Source organism: Streptomyces sp. NPDC055013 (genome assembly GCF_053608645.1).
The window spans coordinates 88,335-110,026 of the sequence record NZ_JBSGVW010000034.1; the positions used below are offsets into that span (position 1 = coordinate 88,335).

The following is a 21,692-nucleotide window of genomic DNA, read 5'->3' on the forward strand; positions in this document are numbered from 1 at the left end:
ACTGACAGGACCAGCGGCGATGAGGAACTCTCCCCGCAAGGGTCTACCTCCACATGAACGAGGAACTCGGTGGCCCCTGAAGGAGGCAGCCATGCGCCGTGTGACCGTGCAGAAGCCCCTGAAGAGGACGACGGACGCCCGCCGGATCCGTGAGGAGGCCGACGAGCGCCCCTCGGGACGACCCGAGGTCCGCAAGGACATCGCACGCACCTGGTGGCCGGACGGCTGAAACGCCCCTTCGGCCCCATGAGACACGTCAGTCGAGCCGCTTGCGGTAGTGGACGCGGTCGTACGGCCCGTCCACGCGACGCTCGATGACCTCGTAGCCGTACTTCGGGTAGATCTTCTGGTTCTCCCACATCAGCGCGTTCGTGTAGAGCCTGACCTCGGGCAGACCCAGCGCACGCGCGTGTGCGTCCACGAAGTGCAGCAGCCGTCGCCCCACGCCCTGCCCTTGGGCGTCGGGGTGGACGGCGATGTTGTCGAGGTACAGGTGGTCCTCGTACGCCTCGACCACGACGAGCCCGACGACGCGCCCCGTGCCGGGTTCCTCCGTGACGTACACCTTCCCCTCGGCCACGTTCGCCGCGTGGTCCCTCTCCATGGGCTGCGGGACCCTGCCGATCCGCTCGATGTAGTGGTGGTAGGCGGCATCGGTGACGGCTTTGACGGCCGGCACGTCGGCGGCGACGGCGGGCCGGATCTGCTCATCGGTCATGCCAGGAACCGTACCTACCTGATCTCCGCCTGAGCACTCCCTTAAGGCGACCCTAAAGATCGCCTCGAACCCCCTGCGACAGGCGTTTTCACGGTTTCTTTGATCCGGCACTCATCAGTTCCGGTTCCGAGGAGATCCCCCATGCCCGCACGCCGCAAGGCCGCAACCGTCGCCGCCCTGGGCCTGACCCCGCTCGCCCTCACCGCCCTCGCCACCGCGCCCGCGTCGGCGCACGGCTCGATGGGCGACCCGGTCAGCCGGGTCTCGCAGTGTTACGCGGAGGGCCCGGAGAGCCCGAAGTCCGACGCGTGCAAGGCGGCGGTCGCGGCGGGCGGTACGCAGGCCCTCTACGACTGGAACGGCATACGCATCGGCAACGCGGACGGCCGGCACCAGGAGCTGATCCCGGACGGCAAGCTGTGCAGCGCGAACAGCGAGGCGTTCAAGGGCCTCGACCTGGCCCGCGCCGACTGGCCGACGACGAGCGTGAGCAGCGGGTCGTACACGTTCAAGTACCGCGTGACCGCACCGCACAAGGGCACCTTCAAGGTCTACATCACGAAGCAGGGGTACGACCCGTCGAAGCCGTTGGCCTGGGACGACCTGGACCTGGCGAACCCGGTGGCGACGTCCACCGACCCGGCGGCCTCGGGCGGCTTCTACACCTTCTCCGGCACCCTCCCGCAGCGCTCCGGCAAGCAGTTGCTCTACGCGGTCTGGCAGCGCTCGGACAGCCCGGAGGCGTTCTACTCCTGCTCGGACGTCGCCTTCGGCGGCGCGAGCGGAGGCGGTTCGGGCAGTGGCGACGGTGGCGGCAGCACCGACACCTCGGGCGGCGGCAGCGACAGCACCGGCGAGGCCGCGCCCGCCCCGAGCGCCTCCGCGCCCTCCGAGGAGCAGATCGAGGACGGTGCCGACAAGTCGACGATCGAGCACAACGGCCACGGTGACCAGGACGCCAGTACGTCGGCGGAGCCGGCCGCGGCGGCCGCGGACCAGCAGTCCGCGCCGGCCAACCGGCCGAAGGCCGCCGGTGCCACCGAGAACCTCGCCGAGACCGGCGGGGACAGCAGCACGGCGTATCTCGCGATGGGCGGTGCGGCGACCCTCGCGCTCGGCTCCGCGGTCCTGTTCGCGTCGGTGCGCCGCCGCGCGGCCGGCGCTCGCCACGGCCGCTGACCCGCGGCGCCACCGCCCCACAACTCCGGGGCCTGACCGGCGGCTCAGGCCGGTCAGGCCCCGGCGGCGTGCTCAGCCGATCACGGACGCACAGGTGGTGGGCGTGGCGCGGGCCGGGTCGAGCGCGTTGACCACCTCGTGGAAGGCGATCCGGTCGGTCAGCCCGAGGAGCGCATGCTCGGACAGGTCGACCGCGCACCGGTCCTGGATCAGGACGTTCTTCACGTCGGGGCCGTTCAGGAACTGGGTCCGGTACGGCGTGACCACCTCGTCGTACTTGGTGGCGATGACCGTGTAGCGGACGCCAGGGACGGTGTCACCGCCCTCGTTGAGCTTGGCCATGAAGGCGGATCCGGCCATCTGCTGGGCCAGGGCGGGAGTGGCGGTGCTGAGCAGGTCCTCCGCGCCGGGGAAGTACGGCAGCAGGTTGGCGAGCCCTCCGAGGGTGGTGCCATGGTTGTTGGGCGCGATGCCGACGAGGGCGTTCACCTTGGTGGCACCGCCGAGGAACTTGACGTAGTAGCGGGGCATCATGCCGCCCTGTGAGTGGCCGACGAGGTCGGCCTCGGCGGCACCGGTGGCGGCGAGCACCTTGTCGACATAGGCGGACAGTTGCTCCGCCGACTTGTCGATCGGTCCGAGGGCGTGGAAGAACGGCACGCCGGGCAGCTGGCCGTAGTCGAGGGAGAAGACGCAGTAGCCGCGGTGCTTCAGGTAGGGCGCGAGGCCCAGCCAGTTGTCCACGGAGTTCGCGAAGGTGCCGTGCACGAGGACGACGGGGCGGGGATGGGCGGCGGAGGGCTTGCAGGAGTAGTCGTTCCAGCCACTGCGCGTGGTCGCCGCCGCTTCGGCCGCCTGGGCCGTGGTGGCGGGGACGACGGCGACTGCGGCGGTCAGCAGCAGCGCGGCCAGCGGTCTGAGCACTCGTTTCCAGGGCAGCATCGTGTGATCTCCTTGCGGCTCAAGGGAGTTGCGACGGCATTACGCCCTGTGATCCGGATCACGAGGATGCTGTTCACCCGTCAAGTTACGGGCGAGTAGCAGACGTGTGAAGTTACGCGTCAGTAAAAACTTCCAGTGATAACTGGTGGCCGGTTACATCCACTGGTGAACCCTCACCAAGTGGGCCTGATGGGGCCATGGGGCGCGATGCGCACCAACTGCCGGAGCAGTGCCTGCACTTCACCCTCACCGAGCACGCCGACCCACGCCCGGACGGCATCCGCGGCCGCCTCCTCGGCCGCACGGGTGCAGGCCCACCCCCGCTCGGTCAGCACGACCAGCCGGGCGCGCGCGTCACCGGGATGCGGCCGGCGTTCTGCGTACCCCTTGCGCACGATCTCGTCGACCAGCTGACTCGCCGCCTGCTTGGTCACGCCGAGATGGGCGGCGAGGTCGGTGGCCGTCGCACCGTCCGGAGCGAGCCGCGCGAACGCGAATCCGTGCGCGGGCCGCAGCCCTTCGAACCCGCGGGCGACCACGCCGTCATTGATGCGTTGCGTGAGCTCACCGGCGACAGCGAGCAGGGCGGCGGACAGGGCCATGGCTTCGGAGTTCTGCACGCAGGCATTGAAACACCCTTGACGTATTGGTCAACCAGCTTGACCATAACCGTATGGTCAAGCTGATTGACCATCTACTCCAAGGAGGCACCCATGCCCGTGATCCGCGCGGCCGAAGCCGTCGCCCACGAAATCCACGGCGCCCGTTTCGTCTCGTACGCCACCCCCGGCACCGGCAGCAAAGAGCTGTGCGCCTGGCGCGGCGAGATCCCGGCCGGGACCAAGGCGCCGGCGCACACCGTCAACCGGGAGGAGATCCTCCATCTGCTCGACGGCGAGTTGCTGGTCACGCTCGACGATCGCACGGACCGGATCACGGCGGGCGACACCCTGATCATCAACCCGGGCGCGACCCTGACCGTCGAGAACCCGGCCGGGCGGACCGCCGTCACCTGGGTCACCACCTCCATCGGCCTGACGGCGGAGCTGGCCGACGGCACACGCATCACGCCGCCCTGGGCCAACTGACGCCCGCACCAGGGGAGTCAAGCGGCCAGCGACCCCGGCATCACCGCATACGGCCCGAACTTCGCCCGCGCGCGGTCCGCGACCTCCTCGATGCGGCGGGCCTTCTCGTCGAGCGGGTCGAAGGTGAGCCGGCAGGAGGCCCGCTCGGCGGGGTCGAGGCCCTCGGCGCGCAGGGCGAGGGCGCGGACGCGGGGGCGCTGGAGACCGAGAGCCTCGTACATGTCGTACGCCGCCCTGGTCAGCGCCGGCGAGTGGGCCGTCGGCTCCTTCAAGGTCCAGTGCAAGCCGGAAATACCCGCCGCGGTCGTGATCGAGCAGCGAGGCGAAGACACTCGGCGAGTCGAACCGCGGCGAGCAGAACCAGTTCACCACGCCCTCGTAGGACACCAGGGCGGCGGTCTGCAGGTCGCCCACCAGACCGTGTGGTTGGCGATGGGTGGAACGCGGTCCATGAGCGTCCAATCCCTGAGGTGTCGACGCGATCCACTGTCTGACAGGTCATATGCGGCCGCCTCTCGGAACCTCGAACGGCCCAATCTGACCGAAGGGCCAGCCCGGACGGAGGTGCAAGCGGTCAGTTCGCCAGAGCGGCTGGACGTACAGCCTCCGGTCCGAAGCGCCGACGGGCGCGGTCTGCGGCGGCTTCAGCCGCGCGGGCGCGGGCATCGCCGGGGTCCAAGGAGAGCTGGCGATAGGCCCTGCCCGTTGGCAGCAGGTCGTCTGCGCGGATCACGAAGGCGCGTACTCTCGCTCGCTGCAATCCGAGACCTGCCAGCAGGCTCAGCACAGTCGTGGCGAGGGCGGGCGAGTGATTGGTGGGTTCCGGCAGGGTGCGGGTACGTGTGGTGGAGCTGCGGTCGGCGTACCGCACCGTGAGGGTGAGTCGGCTCGCAATCTGGCTTTCGCCTCGCAGGCGTTGGCCGATCTGGTCGGCAAGTCCCAGAACTGCGCGGTGGTGCTGTGCGGGGTCGAGGCAGTCCCGCTCCAGCACGCGGTCGGCGATCAGATGCGCTGCCGGCTCCGAAGGGGTGACCGGGCGGGGGTCGTGGCCGCGGGCGCGTTCGGTCAGCATCCGTGCCTGGCCGGCGCCGAGGAGCCGCTGCAAGGCGACCGAAGGCAGGTCGGTGATCTGGCCGATGGTGTGCAGGCCGTATCTGTGCAGCGTTTCCGTCATGGTGCGCCCGACTCCGGGCAGCGCGGTGACGGGCCGCGGGTACAGCCAGTCGGCCACACGATTGGCGGGGACCCAGGTGGTCTCGCCCGGCGCGGACGCGTCGGCCGCCATGGCCGCCAGCATGCGATTGCCCGCGAGCCCTGCGCTGCTGTCGATGCCGTAGAGGGCCTTCAGCCTGAGCTTCGCCAGTTGCACGACGTCGTAGGCGGGAAGGTCGAAGTATCTGAGCGCCGAAGTCAGGTCCAGCTGGACGGCGTTGGGCGGGACAGCTTGGACGTGAGGAGTGACACCAGACATCAGTTCGACTATTTCGCCGTACTGATCCTCGGTCAGCCCCGCGTGCAGATGGAGGTGGGCGATGTGCCGCTGACGTGTACTCATCCCGCTCATCCCGCGCTCCCCGGGCTTCGGTGGCCGAACTTCTTCAGGTCAGCGGAACGGGTGCCGGCCGGCTGGAGGTCGGCGTACGGATGCAGCCGTGCGCCCGCGGTGCCGTCGACCAGGGTGCGCTGCGGCTGGGCGGGAGTCGGATGCGGACGGCTCTCGCCGAGGAGGGCGAGCGCGGCCTCGGGGCCGTTGTCCCGGCGGGCGGCGGCGATCTCGTCCAGGTCCCAGGCCATGGAGCCGACGACGGTACGGCGGGTGCCGCGCACCTGGACCGTGCCGCGCACCAGCAGCAGCCCGCTGTGGAAGACGGTGTGCGCGCAGGCCGGGTGGGAGTCCTCGAAGAAGGCCAGGTCTACCAGGCCGGACCCGTCCTCCAGCGTGACGAAGATGATCCGCTTGCCGCTCGCGATCGGCGGCGTCTGGGTCGATGCCCGCACACCCGCGACGAGTACCTGCTGACCGGCCCGCATCCCGGCCAGATGCGCCGCATCGGTGGCGCCGATCTCGCGCAGCAGCCGGTGATGGTGCTCCATCAGATGCTTGGAGACATCGATGCCAAGGGTGCTCAGCTCGGCGCTCAGCGCCTCTCGCCCGGTCATCTCCGGCAGCCCGCTCGGCTCCGCCCCGCCGATCGCGCCCGCGACGATGGGCAGTTGCCCCTCGTGCGCTGACCCGGTCCGGGACTGCCGGTGCAACTCCGCGATCTGGAGCAGCAGATCACGCCGGGTGAGCCGGCCGTCGTGCAGGCAGTTCAGGGCGCCGATCTCCGCCAGACGCTCGGCGACCGGCCTGCTGGGACGGGCCCGCTGCCAGAAGTCCGACAGCGATCCGTACGGCTGGCTCTCCTCGATCCGCGCGCACTCGTCCTCACTGATGCCGTGCACCGCGGACAACGCCAGCCGCACACCCCACTGCTCCCCGTCGGCCTTCTCCACGGTGTGCCGCACCCGGGAGTTGTTGACGTCGACGGGCAGCACCTGCACGCCGCCCCGGCGGGCGTCGGAGACGAGGACCCGCTTGGGCCACATCCCGGGATCGTGTTCGAGAAGCCCCGCCAGCAGGAACGCCGGGTAGTGCGCCTTGAGCCAGGCACTCTGCAGCGCCGGTACGGCGAAAGCGACCGCGTGCGCGCGGCAGAAGCCGTACGCGCCGAAAGCCTCGACGGTCTTCCAGACCTCGTCCCGCACGGCCACGCTGTAGCCACGCGCGCCTGCCGACTTGTGGAACCAGGCCTTGATCCTGGGCAGTTGATCCTTCTCGCCAAGCGCTCGCCGGGTGATCTCCGCGAAAGCTCGGTCGCAGCCGGTCATCACCGACAGGGTCTCGATGATCTGCTCGTGCCAGATGGTCACGCCGTAGGTGTCAGCGAGGACCGGCTCCAGATCCGGGTGGGCGTACGTCGGTCTGCCGCCGTGGCGGGCGGCGATGTACCGCTCGGGCATGCCGCCCGCGACCGGACCCGGCCGGAAGAGACTGATGTCGGCGATGACGTCCTGCGGATCGCGTGGCTGCAGTCGGGACAAAAGATCTTGCTGGCCAGGCGACTCGAGTTGAAACAAACCCAGGGTCCGGCTCTCCTGGATGAGCTTGAACGCGAAAACGTCGTCGAGCGGCACCTGCTCAGGGTTGTCGAGGTCGAAGTGGTTGCCGGTGGTGCGTTCGATCTCGGTGACGGCGTGTGCCATCGCGGACTGCATCCGCACGCCCAGGACGTCGAGTTTGATGTTGCCCAGCGCCTCGATCTCCTCTTTCGCCGCCATGGCCATGGGGTAGTCGCCCTGCGGGGTGGGCTGCACCGGCAGCCGGTCCAGGAGGGTGGCGTCGCTGATGACCACGCCGCAGGGATGCATGGCCATGCCGTGGACCAGGGAGTCGAGGCCCTCAGCGAGCTCCCACAGCGGCCCGTACCGGCCCGCCTCGCCCGCCAGTTGCCGTAGCTCGGGCAGTTCGGCGAGCGCGCCGGTGATGTCGGCGGCCCTCAGATGCGGGAAGCTCTTGGCGATCCGGTCGACCTCCGCCGGCGCGATCCCCAGCGCAAGACCGGTGTCCCTCAGGGCCCGGCGCGCCCGGTAGGTCTCGGGCATCGCGGTGACCGCCACCCGCTCCTTGCCGAACCGTTCGAAGATCGTGTCGTAGCACTCCAGCCGTCGGGCGGACTCCACGTCGATGTCGATGTCGGGCAGCGAGGCCCGGCGCACGCTGAGGAAGCGTTCGAACAGCAGGCGGTGGTCGAGCGGGTTGGCGGTGGCGATGCCCAGCGCGTGGCAGACCATCGATCCGGCGCCGGAGCCGCGGGCGGCGACCCGGATGCCCTTGGCCCGGATGTCGGCGACGACCTGGCCGACGGCGAGGAAGTACGAGTCGTAGTTCAGCTCGGAGATCACCTTGAGCTCTTCGTCCAGCCGGTCGAGCGCCGCCCTGTCACGGTCCAGGCCGCGCCGGGCCAGCCCCTCCTCGCACTGCCGGCGCAGCAACTGTGCGGCCCCGCTCGCTCCGGGGCCGGCGCCGAAGAGCGCCGGTTCCGGGAAGTGCCGGGCGCCGAGCCCGAGGTCGGCCGCGGGATCGACTGTGCATGCGGCCGCCGTGGCGGCGGTGTCCGCCATCAGGCGCCGTGCCCGCCGAACATCCGCTCCGGCGCACTCGGCGACCATCCGTGCGACGGCCGCCATCCCCCGCTCGTCCTTGAGCCAGCGCTGCCCGCTGTCCAGGCGACGCCAGTCGATCGGTCGCAGCAGCCTCGCGGCGTCCAGGACATCAGCGAGTCGATGTTGTTCGGGATCGGCGTAGCGGACAGCGTTGGAGAGCACGGCGGTGGTTCGGGTGCGATCGGCCAGCGCCAGGGTCCGGGCAGCCAGCCGAAGCGATCCAGGCCCGATGCTGAAACGTTTATGCACAGCAACTTCCAGCCTGATTCCCCTGCCAAATATCTCCTGCCACGGCGCCAGCAGCTTCACCGCGACGTCCTCCCGGCCCACCGACAGCGCCCGCACCGGCTCCGAGAGCGGCCCGAGCAGCACGGTCAACCCCGGGCCGCCGTACTCGCGCAGCGCCTCCCACGGCACCACCGGCGGCGTGCCGGACAGGGCGCCGACATGGGCGGCCGAGGTGATGCGGCACAGCCGCGCCCATCCCGCCCGGTTCTGCGCGAGCAGCACGAATCGCAGCGGCGGCTCGACTACATGCGCACCGCCACGCACCGGGGTGCGGCGCCGCTGGGCGGGCGGCGGAGGCGCAAGAGCTTCCACCGCCAGGTCGACGCCGAAGAGGGGCCGGACCCCTTCCTTCGCGCATGCCCGTGCGAACCGCACGGCGCCGGTGACCGTGTCCCGGTCGGTGAGCGCGAGCGCGGACATGCCTCGCTCGGCCGCCCGCCGGGCGAGCTGCTCGGGATGGGAGGCGCCGTAGCGCAGGGAGTAACCGGACGCGACGTGCACGTGGGCGAAACCCTCCATGCCGCACCTCCATCACTCCACCCCTTTTCGGCCATACACCCGATACGTCCATCGTACGCTCGTTCGATTACTCTAACCTCATCAGCCCCGGTCAGCGACCCACATTCGAACAAGTCATCGATTTATCGAGGGAGTGATCGACGTCCGAACACACACCACTCCGCCAGCTCCCCAGCCAGGCGGGGCAGTTGAGGGAAATTGCCTCCGCAGCTCGCATCGCGCGCAGCCGTTCGAACGCTCGGGACGGCACACCCGTAACGGATTGCATCGCGATCGACACTTTCCGTAAGGGAACGCTCGCGGATCGGTCCCCGCCACCCTGTGGGGTTCACGGCGCCGTCCGCTCGGCCGACTGCCTACTTATGCGCACACCCGCGCCCGGACAAGCAATCCGCGTGCGCCGCAAGACAGAGGGGCACTAGCTGCTGCGACGGGCCGTCGGCGCACGCACGGCCACCCCGCGCCGTACGCAGCGCCCAGTCGGCGGCTCGCCTGCGGTCCGAGCGTGCGGGATGTTGCACAAACAACGCACCGTCGAGGATCCGGGCCACCACCGCCCCGCCTGCAGAGTCCGAGTCAGCGGGTGTCCTGCAGAGCCACAGCCCCTGTTCCAGCTCACTCCAGGGGATCGGATCGCGACCGAGGCGAAGCCTCGCGGACCGTTCTCGAACATTCGCGCGACATCCGTTCGGCCGCCTCCCACCTGCACAAACGCCTGGTCACCCGGACTGTGGGGGCATGACGCAGACCCCCGGCGCCGACACCTCCCGCAGCCCCTTCCTCGCCGAGGTGAAGGACGCCGTCACCCCGCGGGCCACGCTGCTCGTGACCGGCGTCGTCGGCCTCGCTCTGCTCTTCATCGCCTCCTACGTGGGCGCGCTCCACGACCCGAAACCCAAGAACGTGCCGCTGGGAGTCGTGGCACCCGAGGTCGCCGCCCAGCAGACGGTGGACCGGCTCGAGAACCTGCCCGGCGACCCCCTGGACCCGCGCGTGGTGGCCGATGCCGCGGCGGCAAGGAAGCAGATCCTGAACCGCGAGATCGACGGTGCCCTGCTGATCGACCCGAACAGCACCACCGACACCCTCCTGGTCGCCACCGGAGGCGGAAGGGTGCTGGCCGCCACCCTGGAGTCCCTGGTCGCCACCCTGGAGAGATCCGAGGCACGCACCCTGCGCACCATCGACGTGGCACCGGCCGACCGGCACGACGCCAACGGGCTCACGTCCTTCTACGCGACCGTGGGCTGGTGCGTGGGCGGCTACCTCTGCGCGTCGATCATGACGATCAGCTCGGGCGCCGGCCGCCCCACACCGAGACGCTCGGTGATCCGCCTCATCGCCATGGCCCTCGTGGCGGTCGTCGGCGGCCTGGGCGGCGCCCTGATCATCGGTCCGATCCTGGGCGCGCTGCCGGGCAGCCTCGCCGCCCTCTGGGGCGTGGGCGCCCTGATCATCTTCGCGGTGGGCGCGGCCACTCTCGCCTTCCAGGCCATCTTCGGCATGGCCGGCATCGGCCTGGTCATCCTGATCGTGGTGATCCTGGGCAACCCGAGCGCGGGCGGCGCCCTGCCACCCCCGCTGCTCCCACCGTTCTGGAGGGACATCGGCCCGGCCCTGCCTCCGGGCGCGGGCACCTGGGCCACCCGCTCGATCGCCTACTTCAAGGGCAACGACACCACCGCGTCGCTACTGGTCCTCTCGGCATGGGCAGCAGCAGGAACCGCGATCACACTCCTGGCGGCGAAACTGCGGACAGGCGGAACCAAGACGCCGTAGAGGCACAGGGCCCCACCACTCTGCACGCACACGGCGAAGAGCCCCGCCCCTCACAAGAGGGACGGGGCTCAACAAAAGCGACGAAGCGTCAGCCGATCTCGGTACCCGTGGCCGACAGCGCCTCGGTCACCGGCTGGAAGAACGTCTCCCCACCGGAGGTGCAGTCACCGCTGCCCCCGGACGTGAGGCCGATCGCCTTGTCGCCGGAGAACAGCGAGCCGCCACTGTCGCCGGGCTCGGCGCAGACGTCGGTCTGGATCAGCCCGTTGACGATGTCACCGTTGCCGTAGTTCACGGTGGCGTCCAGTCCGGTGACCTTGCCGTCGTGCACCTGGGTGGTCGAACCGCTCCGGGTGACCTCCATGCCGACGGTGGCCTCGGCGGCGCCACTGATGGCCTGCGTGGACCCGTTGTAGAGGTTGACCTCGCTCGGGTGGTCGACCTCGCCGGTGTACTTCACCAGACCGTAGTCGTTGTCCGGGAAGCTGGACGTCTCGTTGGTGCCGAGCGCGTTGCCCTCGGAGTCCGACCAGTTCGTGATGCCCTCGGTGCAGTGCCCGGCGGTCAGGAAGAACGGCTCGCCGCCCTTGACGACGTTGAAGCCGAGCGAGCAACGGCCGCTGCCGTCGGTGATGGCGTCACCACCCGCGATGAAGGGCTTGAACTCCCCCTTCGACCGCTTGAGCTCGACCGTGGCACCCAGCCCGTCGGCGACCTTGCCGAGCTTGGTCCACTCGGCCTTGGAGACCGTGCGGTCAGCGGTGACGATGACCTTGTTGGTCGCCGGGTCCGTCACCCAGGCGGTGCCGGGGATGGTCGCGTCCTGCTTGAGCGTCGTACGGGCGCTCTTCAGCTCGGCGAGCGAGTTCTCGACGACTCTGGCCTTGGCGCCGGCGGCCTCGACGGCATCGGCGGCGACCTCGTCGAGGACGTTCACGACAAGGCTCTTGGTCTGCGCATCGTAGTAGGTACCGGCGGCGTCGGCGCCGAGGTCCTTGGCGAGCGTCGAGGCGAGCTTTCCGGCCGCGCCGACCGAGAGGGTCTTCGGCGCGGACGCCTCAGGCGACTCACTCGCGTTCGCACTCTGCAAGGTCACTCCCGCGGCAACCAGTGCGGCGATGCCCGCACCTGCCACGGCTGCACGCCGCTTGGGTATGCGTCGGTGCTTCAACTCACGTCCTCCTGTGGGGGGTCGGCCCGAGAGGTTGTGGGGACCTCACGAACCGGAAGGCGTACGGCTACGGAGGCGACTCACAACAAAAGCCACGCCCGTGCCGGTTGAACAACGCTCACTATTCCTAGGCCCACAGGGAGCGCACAAGGTCGACTTCAGGACGCGCGTAGAACACGGTTGCACGCCCCCGCCACCTTGACCGTGCACAGTCACGCGGGGCCTATTCGCACAGCAAACACTGCAAGCGAGGGAACCATACGCAGCGCGTGAGGTCTACTCCTGTCTTGAAATCGACCCTCCCGGGTCCGAGTCCAAGCGCGGTTCGAGGGGCGGAAGTTCCTCCTGCACGGTCCGCTGCGCACCGGCGGCCTCCGCCGGCACCTGCGTCCCCTTCTCCAGAAATCGCAACAACTCCACCGGAATCGGAAGAACCAGCGTGGAGTTCTTCTCGGCCGCCACCGCCATCACCGTCTGCAGCAACCGAAGCTGAAGGGCCGCCGGCGCATCGGCCATCTGATGTGCCGCCTCCGCCAGCTTCTTGGAGGCCTGGAGTTCCGCGTCGGCGTTGATCACCCGCGCCCGCCGCTCCCGGTCGGCCTCCGCCTGCCGGGCCATCGACCGCTTCATGGTCTCGGGCAGCGACACGTCCTTGATGTCCACCCGGTCGATCGTCACGCCCCACTCCACCGCCGGGCTGTCGATCATCAACTCCAGCCCCTGGTTGAGCTTTTCGCGGTTGGACAGCAGATCGTCCAGCTCGCTCTTGCCGATGATCGACCGCAGCGACGTCTGCGCCATCTGCGAGACCGCGAACCGGTAGTCCTCCACCCGTACGACCGCCTCGGCCGGCGAGGTCACCTTGAAGTAGACGACGGCGTCGACCCGCACGGTGACGTTGTCCCGCGTGATGCCCTCCTGCGCGGGCACGGGCATCGTCACGATCTGCATGTTCACCTTGCGCAGCTTGTCGACGGCCGGAACGATCATCGTGAACCCGGGCCCGCGCACTTGGGGCCGGAGCTTTCCGAGGCGGAAGACCACGCCCCGTTCGTACTGCTTGACGACCCGCGCGGCCGCCGCCACATAGACCACACCGGCGAACGCGAGCGTCACTCCCGCCGCCACCAGCTCCTCGACCATCACCGACCCCCAGGGTCCGACGTGGGCGCACTACAGGGGAGTACTGCCTGCGCATCGACGGTAACCCCGGCACGGGAACAAGGGCGAGCCCCCGCACGAGAGTTGCGTGCGGGGGCTCACATGCTGCCGGCTGCCGTTCAGGCCGAACCGAGGTGTCAGTAGACGCTGACGCCGTACGCGCTGAGGGCCTCGGTCACCGGCTGGAAGAAGGTCGTGCCGCCGGAGCTGCAGTTGCCGCTGCCGCCGGAGGTCAGACCGTACGCGGTGCCGTTGCTGCCGTAGAGCGAACCGCCGGAGTCGCCGGGCTCGGCGCAGACGGTGGTCTGGATCAGGCCGCCGACGATGTCGCCGCCGCCGTAGTTGACGGTCGCGTTGAGGGCGGTGACCCGGCCGCTGTGCGTACCGGTGGTGGAGCCGTCACGGATGACGGTGGTGCCGACGCTCGGCGTGGCCGCGCGGGTGATGTCCACGCCGTTCGCGGTGCCGGGCCGGCTGACGGAACCGGAGTACCGCACGATGCCGTAGTCGTTGCCCGGGAAGCTGGAGCCGGCGGTCGAGCCGATGACCGTGGTGCGGCCGGAGTTGGAGTACCAGGTGCCCGCACCGTCGGTGCAGTGGCCGGCGGTCAGGAAGTACTGGTTGCCGCTGCTGTCCTGGACGTTGAAGCCGAGCGAGCAGCGCCAGCTACTCGCATAGATGGCGTCGCCGCCCTGGATGAACTTGCTGAACTTTCCGGCGGTGCGCTTGATCGTGAGCGCGTCGGCGTTGGTGCCGGCCTGCTCCTTGATCTTCGCTATCTCCGCCTGCGAGACCGTGGAGTCCACGGTCACCGTGACGCGGTTGGTCTTGCTGTCGACGGCCCAGGCGGTGCCCGGGATGTCGGCCTTCAGTACGGAGCCACTGGCGCTCTTGAGCTGGGCGGCGCTGAAGGTGTCGGGAGTCTCCGCGGCGGTCGCGTTGGGGATCGCGATCGCGGCTGCAGCCACGAGGCCGGTGGATACGGCGATCAGCCGGGTCCGTCTCGCAATGCCACTGCGGGGGGTGGTGCGCTCGATCCTCACGTTTCGTTCCCTCCAAGGGAAGTCGGGGGCCCGCGTGGGGTCGGGGCCCGTGAGGCGCAGTCAAACGGCCAGAATGTCCGGATTCCGAACATGCCGTGCCCCTGACAAGCGCTGAGGGGGAGTATTCGGCCGAACGGCGGGTAGCCGCAAGGGCGCCTTTCGGCCGTCAATCTTTGAACGATCTGTGCGAGTTGACCGTCCCTGTCCCGGTCAGCCCGCTCTCGGCACCTCAGCGCAGGTTGCGCTCCCCCGCCGGGATCGCGAGTCCGAGGGTGTTCCCCGGTGGCGGGAAGGGGCACACGAAGTGGTCGGCGAAGGCGCACGGCGGCAGCAGGGCACGATTGAAGTCGACCGTCGTACGGCCGTCGGCGTCGGGCGCGGCGGGCCGCAGGAACCGGAAGCGGTAACTGCCGACGCCGCTGGTCGCGTCGGCGAAGACGGCCCACAGCGAGCCGTCGCCCTCGACGGTGACCTGAAGCGTGAACTCCTGCCCGTCCAGGGCGAACGCCAGTTCTCCGCCGAGTCCGAGACCGCGCCGCCGCCCGTCGACGTTCCCGACCCGCACGGTCCGGTCCTCGCCGTACGGCGTGAGGTGCCCCGGCGCCGACCAGCGTGGATCGTACGGCGTGGCCTCGATGCCCCGGAACACCCGGCGCGCCTCGTAGGCGGGGTCGAAGTCGCGTACGCCCCACGCCCCGTCGCGCCTCAACACGACCAGTATGCGCTCCCCGTACGCCACGCGCGCCCCGCTCGCCGGCCCGGGATCGGCCACGAGCCCGACCGCACCCTCGAAGGGCTGCCCGTCCAAGGTCAGCCCGTCCGCCTCGGCGGCTGTGAGGACGACCTCGTCACCGCCGGCGCCCATGCCCCGGGGATGTCCGGAAGTCGCCTCTCCGGATAGCCCTCCAGCCAGTGGGTCCCGGTCAGCGCGAGCGGCCCGTAGGGCGCCGCGACCGACGCGACGCGATGCTCGTGCCACTGCTGCCAGGCGTCGACCGAGTCAGGGGTCATGTCGTCACCCCTTCCATACCGGAGTGAAATCCCCGATATCGGGTGCCGCCCCTCCTTAGGAGCCCTGGTACCTAGCAGCCGTCGCAGGGGCAGCAGTCGCCGCAGTCGCAGTCACGGCAGCAGCCCTCGCGCTTCTTACGGGACCACGGGCCCTCGTACTCCTTCGCGCAGCACAGCTTGCAGGTGCAGCACAGCAGCCAGAACATCCCGCAGCCGGCCCAGAACCCACGCCGCCCGCGCGGCTGGGGCGCCGGCCCACCACCGAACCCGCCGAAGCCACCGCCACCACCGCCGCCGCCGCCGGGCGCTCCCCCACCACCGGCGTACGGGTTCCCGCCCGCGTACGGGTGCTGCCCGCCGTACGGGTGCTGCGGCGCCCCGTACGGCCCGGGCCCCTGCCCGTGTCCCTGTCCGTGCTGATGCGGCTGACCGTACGGCCCCGGCTGATGGGACGCGCAGGTCGGCACCGTGCCGAACGCCCGGTCCACCGAGCGCCGCAGTTCGTGCACGAGCAGCAGGTGCGCGAGCTTGGCGTCGGAGAACTCGGCCTCGCGCAGCGCCAGCCGCACCCCGTGCACGGCGTCGTCGGCGAGCCGCCGCGCCTCGGCGAGCGAGGTTCCCGTGGCCGTCAGCGGGTTCCACGCACCCGCCGCGGCGTCGGCCGCCTGGTCCTCCACGGCGTCCAGGAGGTGCGCCAGCCGTCCGAAGAGGCGCCCGGCCTCGGCGAGCGGTTCGGCGTTGTCCGGACGTCCGGCCAGGATCGCGGTGTGGGCGAAGGCGGCGGCGGTCGCCGTCTCGGTCGGCTCGGTGACCGCGAGGATCGGCGTCCCGGGCCCGGCGAGCGCCTCGATGCCGACCTGCCGGTCCACGGCGTCGACCAGTACGGCGGTGTCGAACCCGACCGCCGAGCCGCTGCGCGCACCCGCGGCACCCCACCCGGTGGCCACCCGGCGGGCGGCGAGCGCCAGCGGCCTGCGGGCCAGCAGCCCGTCCCCGTCGGCCACATGGTCACGCACCTTGGCCGAGGCCAGCACCAGCGAGACGGCGGCGGCGAGCCGGGCGCCCTCACCCTGTGCCACGGACGCGGTGCGCATCCCGCGCAGCGGGCACGGTCCCGCCGTACGCCGCAATCCGCTGTCCTTTTCGGCTTGAGCCTCCGTCAGAACGGAGATAAGGAGCCCGTCGTAGTTCGTCACGATCCGCGCGAACTGACCGTGGTCCCCACGCAGCGAGAGGCACAACCCGCACAAATGCGCCATCCATTGACCGGTGAGCTGGTCTCCGAGCCGATGACGACAGGGCCTGACCATTCCGAACACGATGTCCCCCCGTGGTTCTTACGACGCCGCAACGACGCTGAGCTGCCGCATCGTACCGACCGTGGCACAGATCGCCAGGGCCGACTCGTTCACCCGTACGCACCTCGCATCACCCATACGCCGTGAAGAATCATATTTCACTCACAGTCAGCAGCCGTACGTGGCATGCCCCTTGGGGGACACGGGCTCTCGACGTATTCGCTGTGCACCAGTACCGTCACAAACCCCCCGCGCGGCGTCTATCCACTTGGCGCGACGTCCGCATCATGGATGACCATAGGGATGCGGAATGTAAGAAGACCGCTGTGAGAGGAGGCGTCCATGGGATCGGTGCGCAAGGCGAGTGCCTGGCTGGGCCTCGTTGACGACAACGATGACGAGCGTTACTACGACGACGACTACTCCGAAGGGACCGAGCCCGGGGATGCCTGGGTCACCGACCCGAGGGTCAAGGTGGCCACGGACGTCGCCGAGGAGAAGGGCCGCCGGATCGGCACGGTCACCCCGGACAGCTTCCGGGACGCCCGCGCCATCGGCGAGCTGTTCCGGGACGGGGTCCCGGTCATCATGAACCTCACGGCCATGGAGCCGGCCGACGCCAAGCGTGTCGTCGACTTCGCGGCGGGGCTCATCTTCGGTCTGCGCGGTTCGATCGACCGCGTGTCCAACCGCGTGTTCCTGCTGACTCCGGCCGACACGGAGATCATCAGCGGGGAGGCGTCGGCTCACCGTTCGGACGGCTTCTACAACCAGAGCTGAGGCAGGGCCGCTCATCGGCCCTGCCCCCTGGTGGGGTTCAGCGGAAGGCGTCGAGCCCGGTGAGTGCCTTGCCCAGAACGAGCTGGTGCATCTCGACGGTGCCCTCATAGGTGAGCACCGATTCGAGGTTGGTCGCGTGCCGCATCACGGGGTATTCGAGCGAGATCCCGTTGGCACCGAGGATCGTCCGTGACGTACGGCAGATGTCGATGGCCTCGCGGACGTTGTTGAGCTTGCCGAAGCTGACCTGTTCGGGACGCAGGCGGCCGGCGTCCATGCGCCGCCCCAGATGGTGGGCGAGCAGAATCCCCTTGTGCAGTTCGAGCGCCATGTCGGCGAGCTTGGCCTGGGTGAGCTGGAAGCCCCCGATCGGCCGGCCGAACTGCTCCCGCGACTTCGAGTAGTCGACAGCGGCCTCGAAACAGGACCGCGCCGCACCCATGGCTCCCCACACGATCCCGTACCGGGCGTGCGAGAGACAGCTGAGCGGCCCCTTCAGCCCGACGACATCGGGAAGCACGGCATCGGCGGGCAGCCGTACGTCGTCCATGACCAGCTCACTGGTGACGGAGGCGCGCAGCGACAGCTTGTGCTTGATCTCCGGAGCGGAGAACCCGGCGCTGTCGGTCGGCACGACGAACCCGCGGATCCCCTCGTCGGTCTGCGCCCACACGACGGCGACGCCGGAGACGGACCCGTTGGTGATCCACATCTTGCGCCCGGTGAGCACCCAGTCGGACCCGTCACGCTTGGCGTAGGTCCGCATGGACGCCGGGTCGGACCCGTGGTCCGGCTCCGTCAGCCCGAAGCACCCGATGACCTCGCCGGAGGCCATGCGCGGCAGCCACCGCTGCTTCTGCTCCTCGCTGCCGAACCGGTGGATGGCGTACATGGCGAGGGACCCCTGCACGGAGACGAGGGACCGGATGCCGGAGTCGGCGGCCTCCAGCTCCAGACAGGCGAGCCCGTACTGCACGGCGGAGGCGCCGGCGCAGCCGTAGCCGCTCAGCGACATCCCGAGCGCACCGATCTCCCCGAGCTCCCGGGCCAGCTCACGGATCTCCGGCAGCTCGCCCTTCTCGTACCAGTCGGCCACGTACGGCAGCACCCGATCCGCGGCCCACTGCCGCACGGTGCTCCGAATCGCCAGATCCTCGGGCTCCAGGAGGTCGTCGACGCCGAGGGGGTCGGCGGGGTCGAACGGGGGCAACTTCGAGGACGCGGACATGGGAACACCCTCCGGCAACGACTAAAACTAGCGCCGCTAGTCACGGCTCGGCCCTGACGCTACGACGCGGTGCGGTGCACGTCCAGTACGACTCCCGGTTACAGCGGCACCGAGAGGCCAGGGCTCGTCAGGCGGAGACGCGGGACTCCGCGACTTCCCTCGGCTTGGGCAACTCCACGGTCGGCGCATCGCACTGCATGACCCGCGGCAACCGCAACGCCATCACCGCGCCCAGCAGCAACAGCCCCGCACTCACCAGCAACGTCACATGCAGCCCGTGCACAAAGGCGTTCTGCGCCGCATGGCGCAGGGCGACCCCCGCCGACCCGCCCAGCTGGGCGGCGACCTCGTACGCCTCACCCAGCGAGTGCGAAGCGGCCGTGGAGGCCGACGCCGGAACACCCGGCACGGCCGTCAGCCCGGGGGCGTACGCCGCGTTCATCACGCTGCCGAGCAGCGCGATGCCGATGCCGGCGCCCAGCTGGTACGACGTCTCGCCGATCGCCGCCGCCCCGCCGGCCTGCTCCTGCGGAGCCTCGCTCAGCATCGACTCGTACGCCCCGAAGAGCGTCGTCTCCAGGCCGAAGCCCAGCAGCACGAACCCGAACAGCAGCAGGCCGGGGTTGTCCTCGCCGCCCATCGCCGTGAGCAGCAGAACCGCGACGGCCGTCACACAGAACCCGGCGCACACCATGCGCCGTGGCCCGAACCTCCGCAGCATCCGCGCGCCGGCCAGCCCGGCCGCCATCGCGGCGAAGGTCAGCGGCAGCAGCCGCAGCCCTGTCTCCAGGGGTGACAGGCCCAGCACCAGCTGCAGATACTGCGCCGCGATCAGCTCGAGCCCGACGAGGGCGAGCATCGCCAGCACGATGCACCCGACCGAGGTACTGAACGCGGGCCGCGCGAACATCCCGAGGTCGACCAGCGGGTACGCCCGCCGTCGCTGCCGTCGTACGAAGAGGACCAGCAGCACCACACCGAGCACCAGCGGCACCACGGTGAACAGGCTGCCCACCGGCTCTCCGCCGCCGAGCCGCTTGACGCCCAGCACCATGCCGAACAGCCCGCCCGCCGCGAGCAGCGCGCCGACCACGTCCCAGGGGCCCTTGCCGTCACCCTTCGACTCGGGCAGCAGCAGGCGTCCCACCGGAAGACTGATCAGCATCAGCGGGATGTTGACGAGGAAGACCGAGCCCCACCAGAAGTGCTCCAGGAGGAAGCCGCCGAGCAGCGGTCCGACCGCCGCGCCGACGGCGGCGACGGCGCTCCAGATGCCGATGGCGAGGGCCCGCTCGCGCCGGTCGGGGAAGACCTGGCGCAGGATCGACAGGGTCGCGGGCATGATCATCGCGCCGCCGACCCCGAGCAGGGCGCGGGCCAGGATCAGTACCTGTGGGTCGTGTGCGAGGGCCGCGAGGCCGGAGGCGACGCCGAAGAGGCCGTACCCCAGGAGCAGGACCCGTCTGCGGCCCACCCGGTCACCGAGCGTGCCGAAGAGAATCAGCAGCGAGGCGCAGACCAGGGGATAGATGTCGACGATCCAGAGCAGCTCTATCGCGCCGGGCCTGAGGTCCTCGGTGACAGCCGGCACCGCCACGTGCAGCACGGTCGCGTCGACCGCGACGAGCAGCAGGCTGACACAGAGGACGACGAGGACGACCCAGCGGTTGGCACCGGCCCCGGCCGCCCGACGGCGCAGCGCAGCGGCAGCCGTGGTCGTCCCGGACATGTACGTACCTCCCAGATGTTCCCTCGCCCTCGGCGGGGCACACGGGGTGGGGACTCCCCGTGACTCGGCCGGAGAGGAGCGGTGGTCTCCGGCCCGCGCAACGAAGGGCGAGTGACTCGTCAGAGTACGCGAGTCCTCGTCGGTGCCGAGTGGCGGACCTCTCAGACTCCACACGTACGCGTGTGGCGTACGCCACATCCGCCACCCCGGAGCGGTGAGCTCCAGGGGAATTCCACCCCATGATTCGGTGAACGAATTCATAAGCAGTAAAAAACGAACCAACAGAATGATCAAAGGAATTGAAGGATGTAGCGTTCGGTGATTAGGGATTCCTAGGAAATAAACCTCCCCCTGAGAGGAATCCCACATCACATCGTCATCACAAAGCCGTGGAATCGCCGTTGAACTGCGCTCACTCGCTGTAACGTCGATTGGGTGTGTACCGAACGAAAGCTGACCCGTCTGGACCGGGTCTTCGCCAGGCTGGACCGGGAGCCGGAACGCCCGGCCCACATCGATGTGCCGCGGATGACGCGGCACAGGGTCGTGCTGTTCACCTCGACCCTGGCCTTCTACGTGGCCATCGTGTGGGCCATCCTCATCACCTCGTGGCTGGTCCGGCTCGACTGGCAGGTCATGTTCTTCCGCCCGTACCAGCAGTGGGCCGAGATCCACGCCTTCGTCGACTACTACGTGGTGCTCGGCCAGCGCGGCCCGACCGCCGTGATGGTCGCGGCCTGGCTGGGCTGGCGTTCCTGGCGGCAGCACACGCTGCGCCCGCTGCTCGCGCTCGGCGTCTCCCTGCTGCTGCTGAACGTCACGGTGGGTGCCGCCAAGCTCGGCATGGGCCGCCTCGGCCCGCACTACGCGACGACCGTCGGCTCCAACGAGATGTGGCTCGGCGGCGATATATTTCCCAGCGGCCACACCGCCAACGCCGTGGTGACCTGGGGAATCCTGGCCTATCTGGCCTCGACCCCGAGAGCGCGCCGCTGGCTGTCGGCCCTGTCGGCGGTGACCTCGCTGGGCGTCGGCCTGTCCACCGTGTACCTCGGTACGCACTGGCTGAGCGATGTGCTGCTCGGCTGGGCCGCGGGCCTGCTGATCCTGCTCGCCCTGCCGTGGTTCGAGCCGCTGATCGCCCGCTCCGAGGCCTGGATCTTCGACCTGCGCGACCGCTGGCGCGAGCGCCGGGCCGGCACGGTGGCGGTGCCGACCGCCCCGGTCGAGGCTCCGGTGCTGCTCAAGCCGCGCCACGTGGCCGTCGACGACGAGGCCGTGGCACGCGAGGCGGCGCCCTCGGCCCACTCGCCCCGGACAACCGTCCACCCGCCCGCCTACCTGGCCCCCGGCCCGCACACGGCCCGCGGGGAGCGCACCCCGGTCACCCCGGCCGGCAGCCGCCGCCCGCCGCACACGGAGCGCATCGCCCGCGGCCCGGCCCAGCCGGCCCGCCCTCTCACGGGCGGCTGACGGCCCGGAGAGCGGGGCTCGGTACACACAACCACCCCGGCACGGCGACGGCCCCGGTTCCTGACATAGGAACCGGGGC

The 21,692-nt window shown here is 69.9% G+C and carries 17 protein-coding genes and 3 pseudogenes; 6 read left to right on the top strand and 14 right to left on the bottom strand.

Annotated elements, in window-relative coordinates; translation table 11 throughout:
• Nucleotides 1-91: 91 nt before the first annotated feature.
• On the top strand, nt 92-229 hold the full coding sequence (locus ACWGDB_RS32810) for a hypothetical protein (protein ID WP_328882644.1): 138 nt from the start codon (nt 92-94) through the stop codon (nt 227-229).
• A gap of 27 nt (nt 230-256) precedes the next feature.
• Here the strand turns inward: ACWGDB_RS32810 and ACWGDB_RS32815 are convergent, their stop codons facing one another.
• Nucleotides 257-718 carry a GNAT family N-acetyltransferase gene (locus tag ACWGDB_RS32815; RefSeq protein WP_453825778.1) on the bottom strand — a complete coding sequence of 154 codons (462 nt, stop codon included), beginning with the start codon at nt 716-718 and terminating at the stop codon, nt 257-259.
• 141 nt (nt 719-859) lie between these two features.
• Between ACWGDB_RS32815 and ACWGDB_RS32820 the strand changes: the two genes are divergently transcribed.
• Complete coding sequence (locus tag ACWGDB_RS32820) at nt 860-1,897, top strand: lytic polysaccharide monooxygenase (protein WP_453825779.1); 1,038 nt, start codon at nt 860-862, stop codon at nt 1,895-1,897.
• A gap of 72 nt (nt 1,898-1,969) precedes the next feature.
• Here the strand turns inward: ACWGDB_RS32820 and ACWGDB_RS32825 are convergent, their stop codons facing one another.
• Together ACWGDB_RS32825 and ACWGDB_RS32830 are read right to left on the bottom strand one after the other, a co-directional pair.
• Complete coding sequence (locus ACWGDB_RS32825; RefSeq protein ID WP_453825780.1) at nt 1,970-2,839, bottom strand: esterase/lipase family protein; 870 nt, start codon at nt 2,837-2,839, stop codon at nt 1,970-1,972.
• A gap of 173 nt (nt 2,840-3,012) precedes the next feature.
• On the bottom strand, nt 3,013-3,459 hold the full coding sequence (locus tag ACWGDB_RS32830; RefSeq protein ID WP_453825781.1) for a MarR family winged helix-turn-helix transcriptional regulator: 447 nt from the start codon (nt 3,457-3,459) through the stop codon (nt 3,013-3,015).
• A gap of 93 nt (nt 3,460-3,552) precedes the next feature.
• On the opposite strand from ACWGDB_RS32830, the gene ACWGDB_RS32835 reads away from it, so the two are divergent.
• A complete protein-coding gene (locus ACWGDB_RS32835) occupies nt 3,553-3,927 on the top strand; it encodes a cupin domain-containing protein (protein WP_453825782.1) in 375 nt (124 codons plus the stop codon).
• 17 nt (nt 3,928-3,944) lie between these two features.
• On the opposite strand, the pseudogene ACWGDB_RS32840 reads toward ACWGDB_RS32835, so the two are convergent.
• From ACWGDB_RS32840 to ACWGDB_RS32855, 4 genes and pseudogenes are all read right to left on the bottom strand, one after another.
• Nucleotides 3,945-4,202, bottom strand: a pseudogene (locus tag ACWGDB_RS32840) (hypothetical protein); the annotation flags it as partial.
• Nucleotides 4,201-4,379 (bottom strand): annotated as a pseudogene (locus tag ACWGDB_RS32845) (trehalase-like domain-containing protein); the annotation flags it as partial. The pseudogenes ACWGDB_RS32840 and ACWGDB_RS32845, both read right to left, overlap by 2 nt.
• Nucleotides 4,380-4,501: 122 nt before the next feature.
• A complete protein-coding gene (locus ACWGDB_RS32850) occupies nt 4,502-5,482 on the bottom strand; it encodes a DNA polymerase Y family protein (protein ID WP_453825790.1) in 981 nt (326 codons plus the stop codon).
• A gap of 5 nt (nt 5,483-5,487) precedes the next feature.
• Complete coding sequence (locus ACWGDB_RS32855; protein ID WP_453825783.1) at nt 5,488-8,940, bottom strand: DNA polymerase III subunit alpha; 3,453 nt, start codon at nt 8,938-8,940, stop codon at nt 5,488-5,490.
• A 738-nt stretch (nt 8,941-9,678) separates the two neighbouring features.
• Here ACWGDB_RS32855 and ACWGDB_RS32860 point away from each other — a divergent pair.
• Nucleotides 9,679-10,719, top strand: coding sequence for a DUF3533 domain-containing protein (locus tag ACWGDB_RS32860; protein ID WP_453825784.1), 1,041 nt, complete (start codon nt 9,679-9,681; stop codon nt 10,717-10,719).
• Nucleotides 10,720-10,807: 88 nt separating this feature from the next.
• Here ACWGDB_RS32860 and ACWGDB_RS32865 read toward each other — a convergent pair whose 3' ends face one another.
• The 5 genes and pseudogenes from ACWGDB_RS32865 to ACWGDB_RS32885 form a co-directional block, all read right to left on the bottom strand.
• Nucleotides 10,808-11,890 (bottom strand): S1 family peptidase, encoded by a 1,083-nt coding sequence (locus tag ACWGDB_RS32865; RefSeq protein ID WP_383607572.1) that lies wholly within the window; start codon nt 11,888-11,890, stop codon nt 10,808-10,810.
• A gap of 276 nt (nt 11,891-12,166) precedes the next feature.
• On the bottom strand, nt 12,167-13,033 hold the full coding sequence (locus ACWGDB_RS32870) for a slipin family protein (RefSeq protein WP_453825791.1): 867 nt from the start codon (nt 13,031-13,033) through the stop codon (nt 12,167-12,169).
• A gap of 155 nt (nt 13,034-13,188) precedes the next feature.
• Nucleotides 13,189-14,094 (bottom strand): S1 family peptidase, encoded by a 906-nt coding sequence (locus tag ACWGDB_RS32875; protein ID WP_383607571.1) that lies wholly within the window; start codon nt 14,092-14,094, stop codon nt 13,189-13,191.
• 229 nt (nt 14,095-14,323) lie between these two features.
• Nucleotides 14,324-15,105: pseudogene (locus tag ACWGDB_RS32880) on the bottom strand (DUF1684 domain-containing protein).
• Nucleotides 15,106-15,176: 71 nt separating this feature from the next.
• Complete coding sequence (locus ACWGDB_RS32885; protein ID WP_453825785.1) at nt 15,177-16,424, bottom strand: DUF5685 family protein; 1,248 nt, start codon at nt 16,422-16,424, stop codon at nt 15,177-15,179.
• Between the two features lie 321 nt (nt 16,425-16,745).
• Here ACWGDB_RS32885 and ACWGDB_RS32890 point away from each other — a divergent pair, with 321 nt between their 5' ends.
• Nucleotides 16,746-17,183 carry a cell division protein SepF gene (locus ACWGDB_RS32890; protein ID WP_328882623.1) on the top strand — a complete coding sequence of 146 codons (438 nt, stop codon included), beginning with the start codon at nt 16,746-16,748 and terminating at the stop codon, nt 17,181-17,183.
• A gap of 37 nt (nt 17,184-17,220) precedes the next feature.
• Here the strand turns inward: ACWGDB_RS32890 and ACWGDB_RS32895 are convergent, their stop codons facing one another.
• Both ACWGDB_RS32895 and ACWGDB_RS32900 read right to left on the bottom strand, forming a co-directional pair.
• A complete protein-coding gene (locus ACWGDB_RS32895) occupies nt 17,221-18,411 on the bottom strand; it encodes an acyl-CoA dehydrogenase family protein (protein WP_453825786.1) in 1,191 nt (396 codons plus the stop codon).
• 127 nt (nt 18,412-18,538) lie between these two features.
• The gene (locus ACWGDB_RS32900) at nt 18,539-20,140 is read right to left on the bottom strand and encodes an MFS transporter (protein WP_453825787.1); all 1,602 of its coding nucleotides are present in this window, start codon (nt 20,138-20,140) and stop codon (nt 18,539-18,541) included.
• A 435-nt stretch (nt 20,141-20,575) separates the two neighbouring features.
• Between ACWGDB_RS32900 and ACWGDB_RS32905 the strand changes: the two genes are divergently transcribed.
• Nucleotides 20,576-21,613, top strand: a complete 1,038-nt coding sequence (locus ACWGDB_RS32905; RefSeq protein ID WP_453825788.1) for a phosphatase PAP2 family protein — start codon at nt 20,576-20,578, stop codon at nt 21,611-21,613.
• Nucleotides 21,614-21,692 lie beyond the last annotated feature (79 nt).

What these genes read in the sequence shown, in the direction of transcription:
- ACWGDB_RS32810 (WP_328882644.1), top strand. Translation starts at nt 92, where the DNA reads ATGCGCCGTGTGACCGTGCAGAAGCCCCTGAAGAGGACGACGGACGCC.
- ACWGDB_RS32900 (WP_453825787.1), bottom strand. Translation starts at nt 20,140, where the DNA reads ATGTCCGGGACGACCACGGCTGCCGCTGCGCTGCGCCGTCGGGCGGCC.
- ACWGDB_RS32815 (WP_453825778.1), bottom strand. Translation starts at nt 718, where the DNA reads ATGACCGATGAGCAGATCCGGCCCGCCGTCGCCGCCGACGTGCCGGCC.
- ACWGDB_RS32855 (WP_453825783.1), bottom strand. Translation starts at nt 8,940, where the DNA reads ATGGAGGGTTTCGCCCACGTGCACGTCGCGTCCGGTTACTCCCTGCGC.
- ACWGDB_RS32825 (WP_453825780.1), bottom strand. Translation starts at nt 2,839, where the DNA reads ATGCTGCCCTGGAAACGAGTGCTCAGACCGCTGGCCGCGCTGCTGCTG.
- ACWGDB_RS32895 (WP_453825786.1), bottom strand. Translation starts at nt 18,411, where the DNA reads ATGTCCGCGTCCTCGAAGTTGCCCCCGTTCGACCCCGCCGACCCCCTC.
- ACWGDB_RS32820 (WP_453825779.1), top strand. Translation starts at nt 860, where the DNA reads ATGCCCGCACGCCGCAAGGCCGCAACCGTCGCCGCCCTGGGCCTGACC.
- ACWGDB_RS32870 (WP_453825791.1), bottom strand. Translation starts at nt 13,033, where the DNA reads ATGGTCGAGGAGCTGGTGGCGGCGGGAGTGACGCTCGCGTTCGCCGGT.
- ACWGDB_RS32860 (WP_453825784.1), top strand. Translation starts at nt 9,679, where the DNA reads ATGACGCAGACCCCCGGCGCCGACACCTCCCGCAGCCCCTTCCTCGCC.
- ACWGDB_RS32835 (WP_453825782.1), top strand. Translation starts at nt 3,553, where the DNA reads ATGCCCGTGATCCGCGCGGCCGAAGCCGTCGCCCACGAAATCCACGGC.
- ACWGDB_RS32850 (WP_453825790.1), bottom strand. Translation starts at nt 5,482, where the DNA reads ATGAGTACACGTCAGCGGCACATCGCCCACCTCCATCTGCACGCGGGG.
- ACWGDB_RS32890 (WP_328882623.1), top strand. Translation starts at nt 16,746, where the DNA reads ATGGGATCGGTGCGCAAGGCGAGTGCCTGGCTGGGCCTCGTTGACGAC.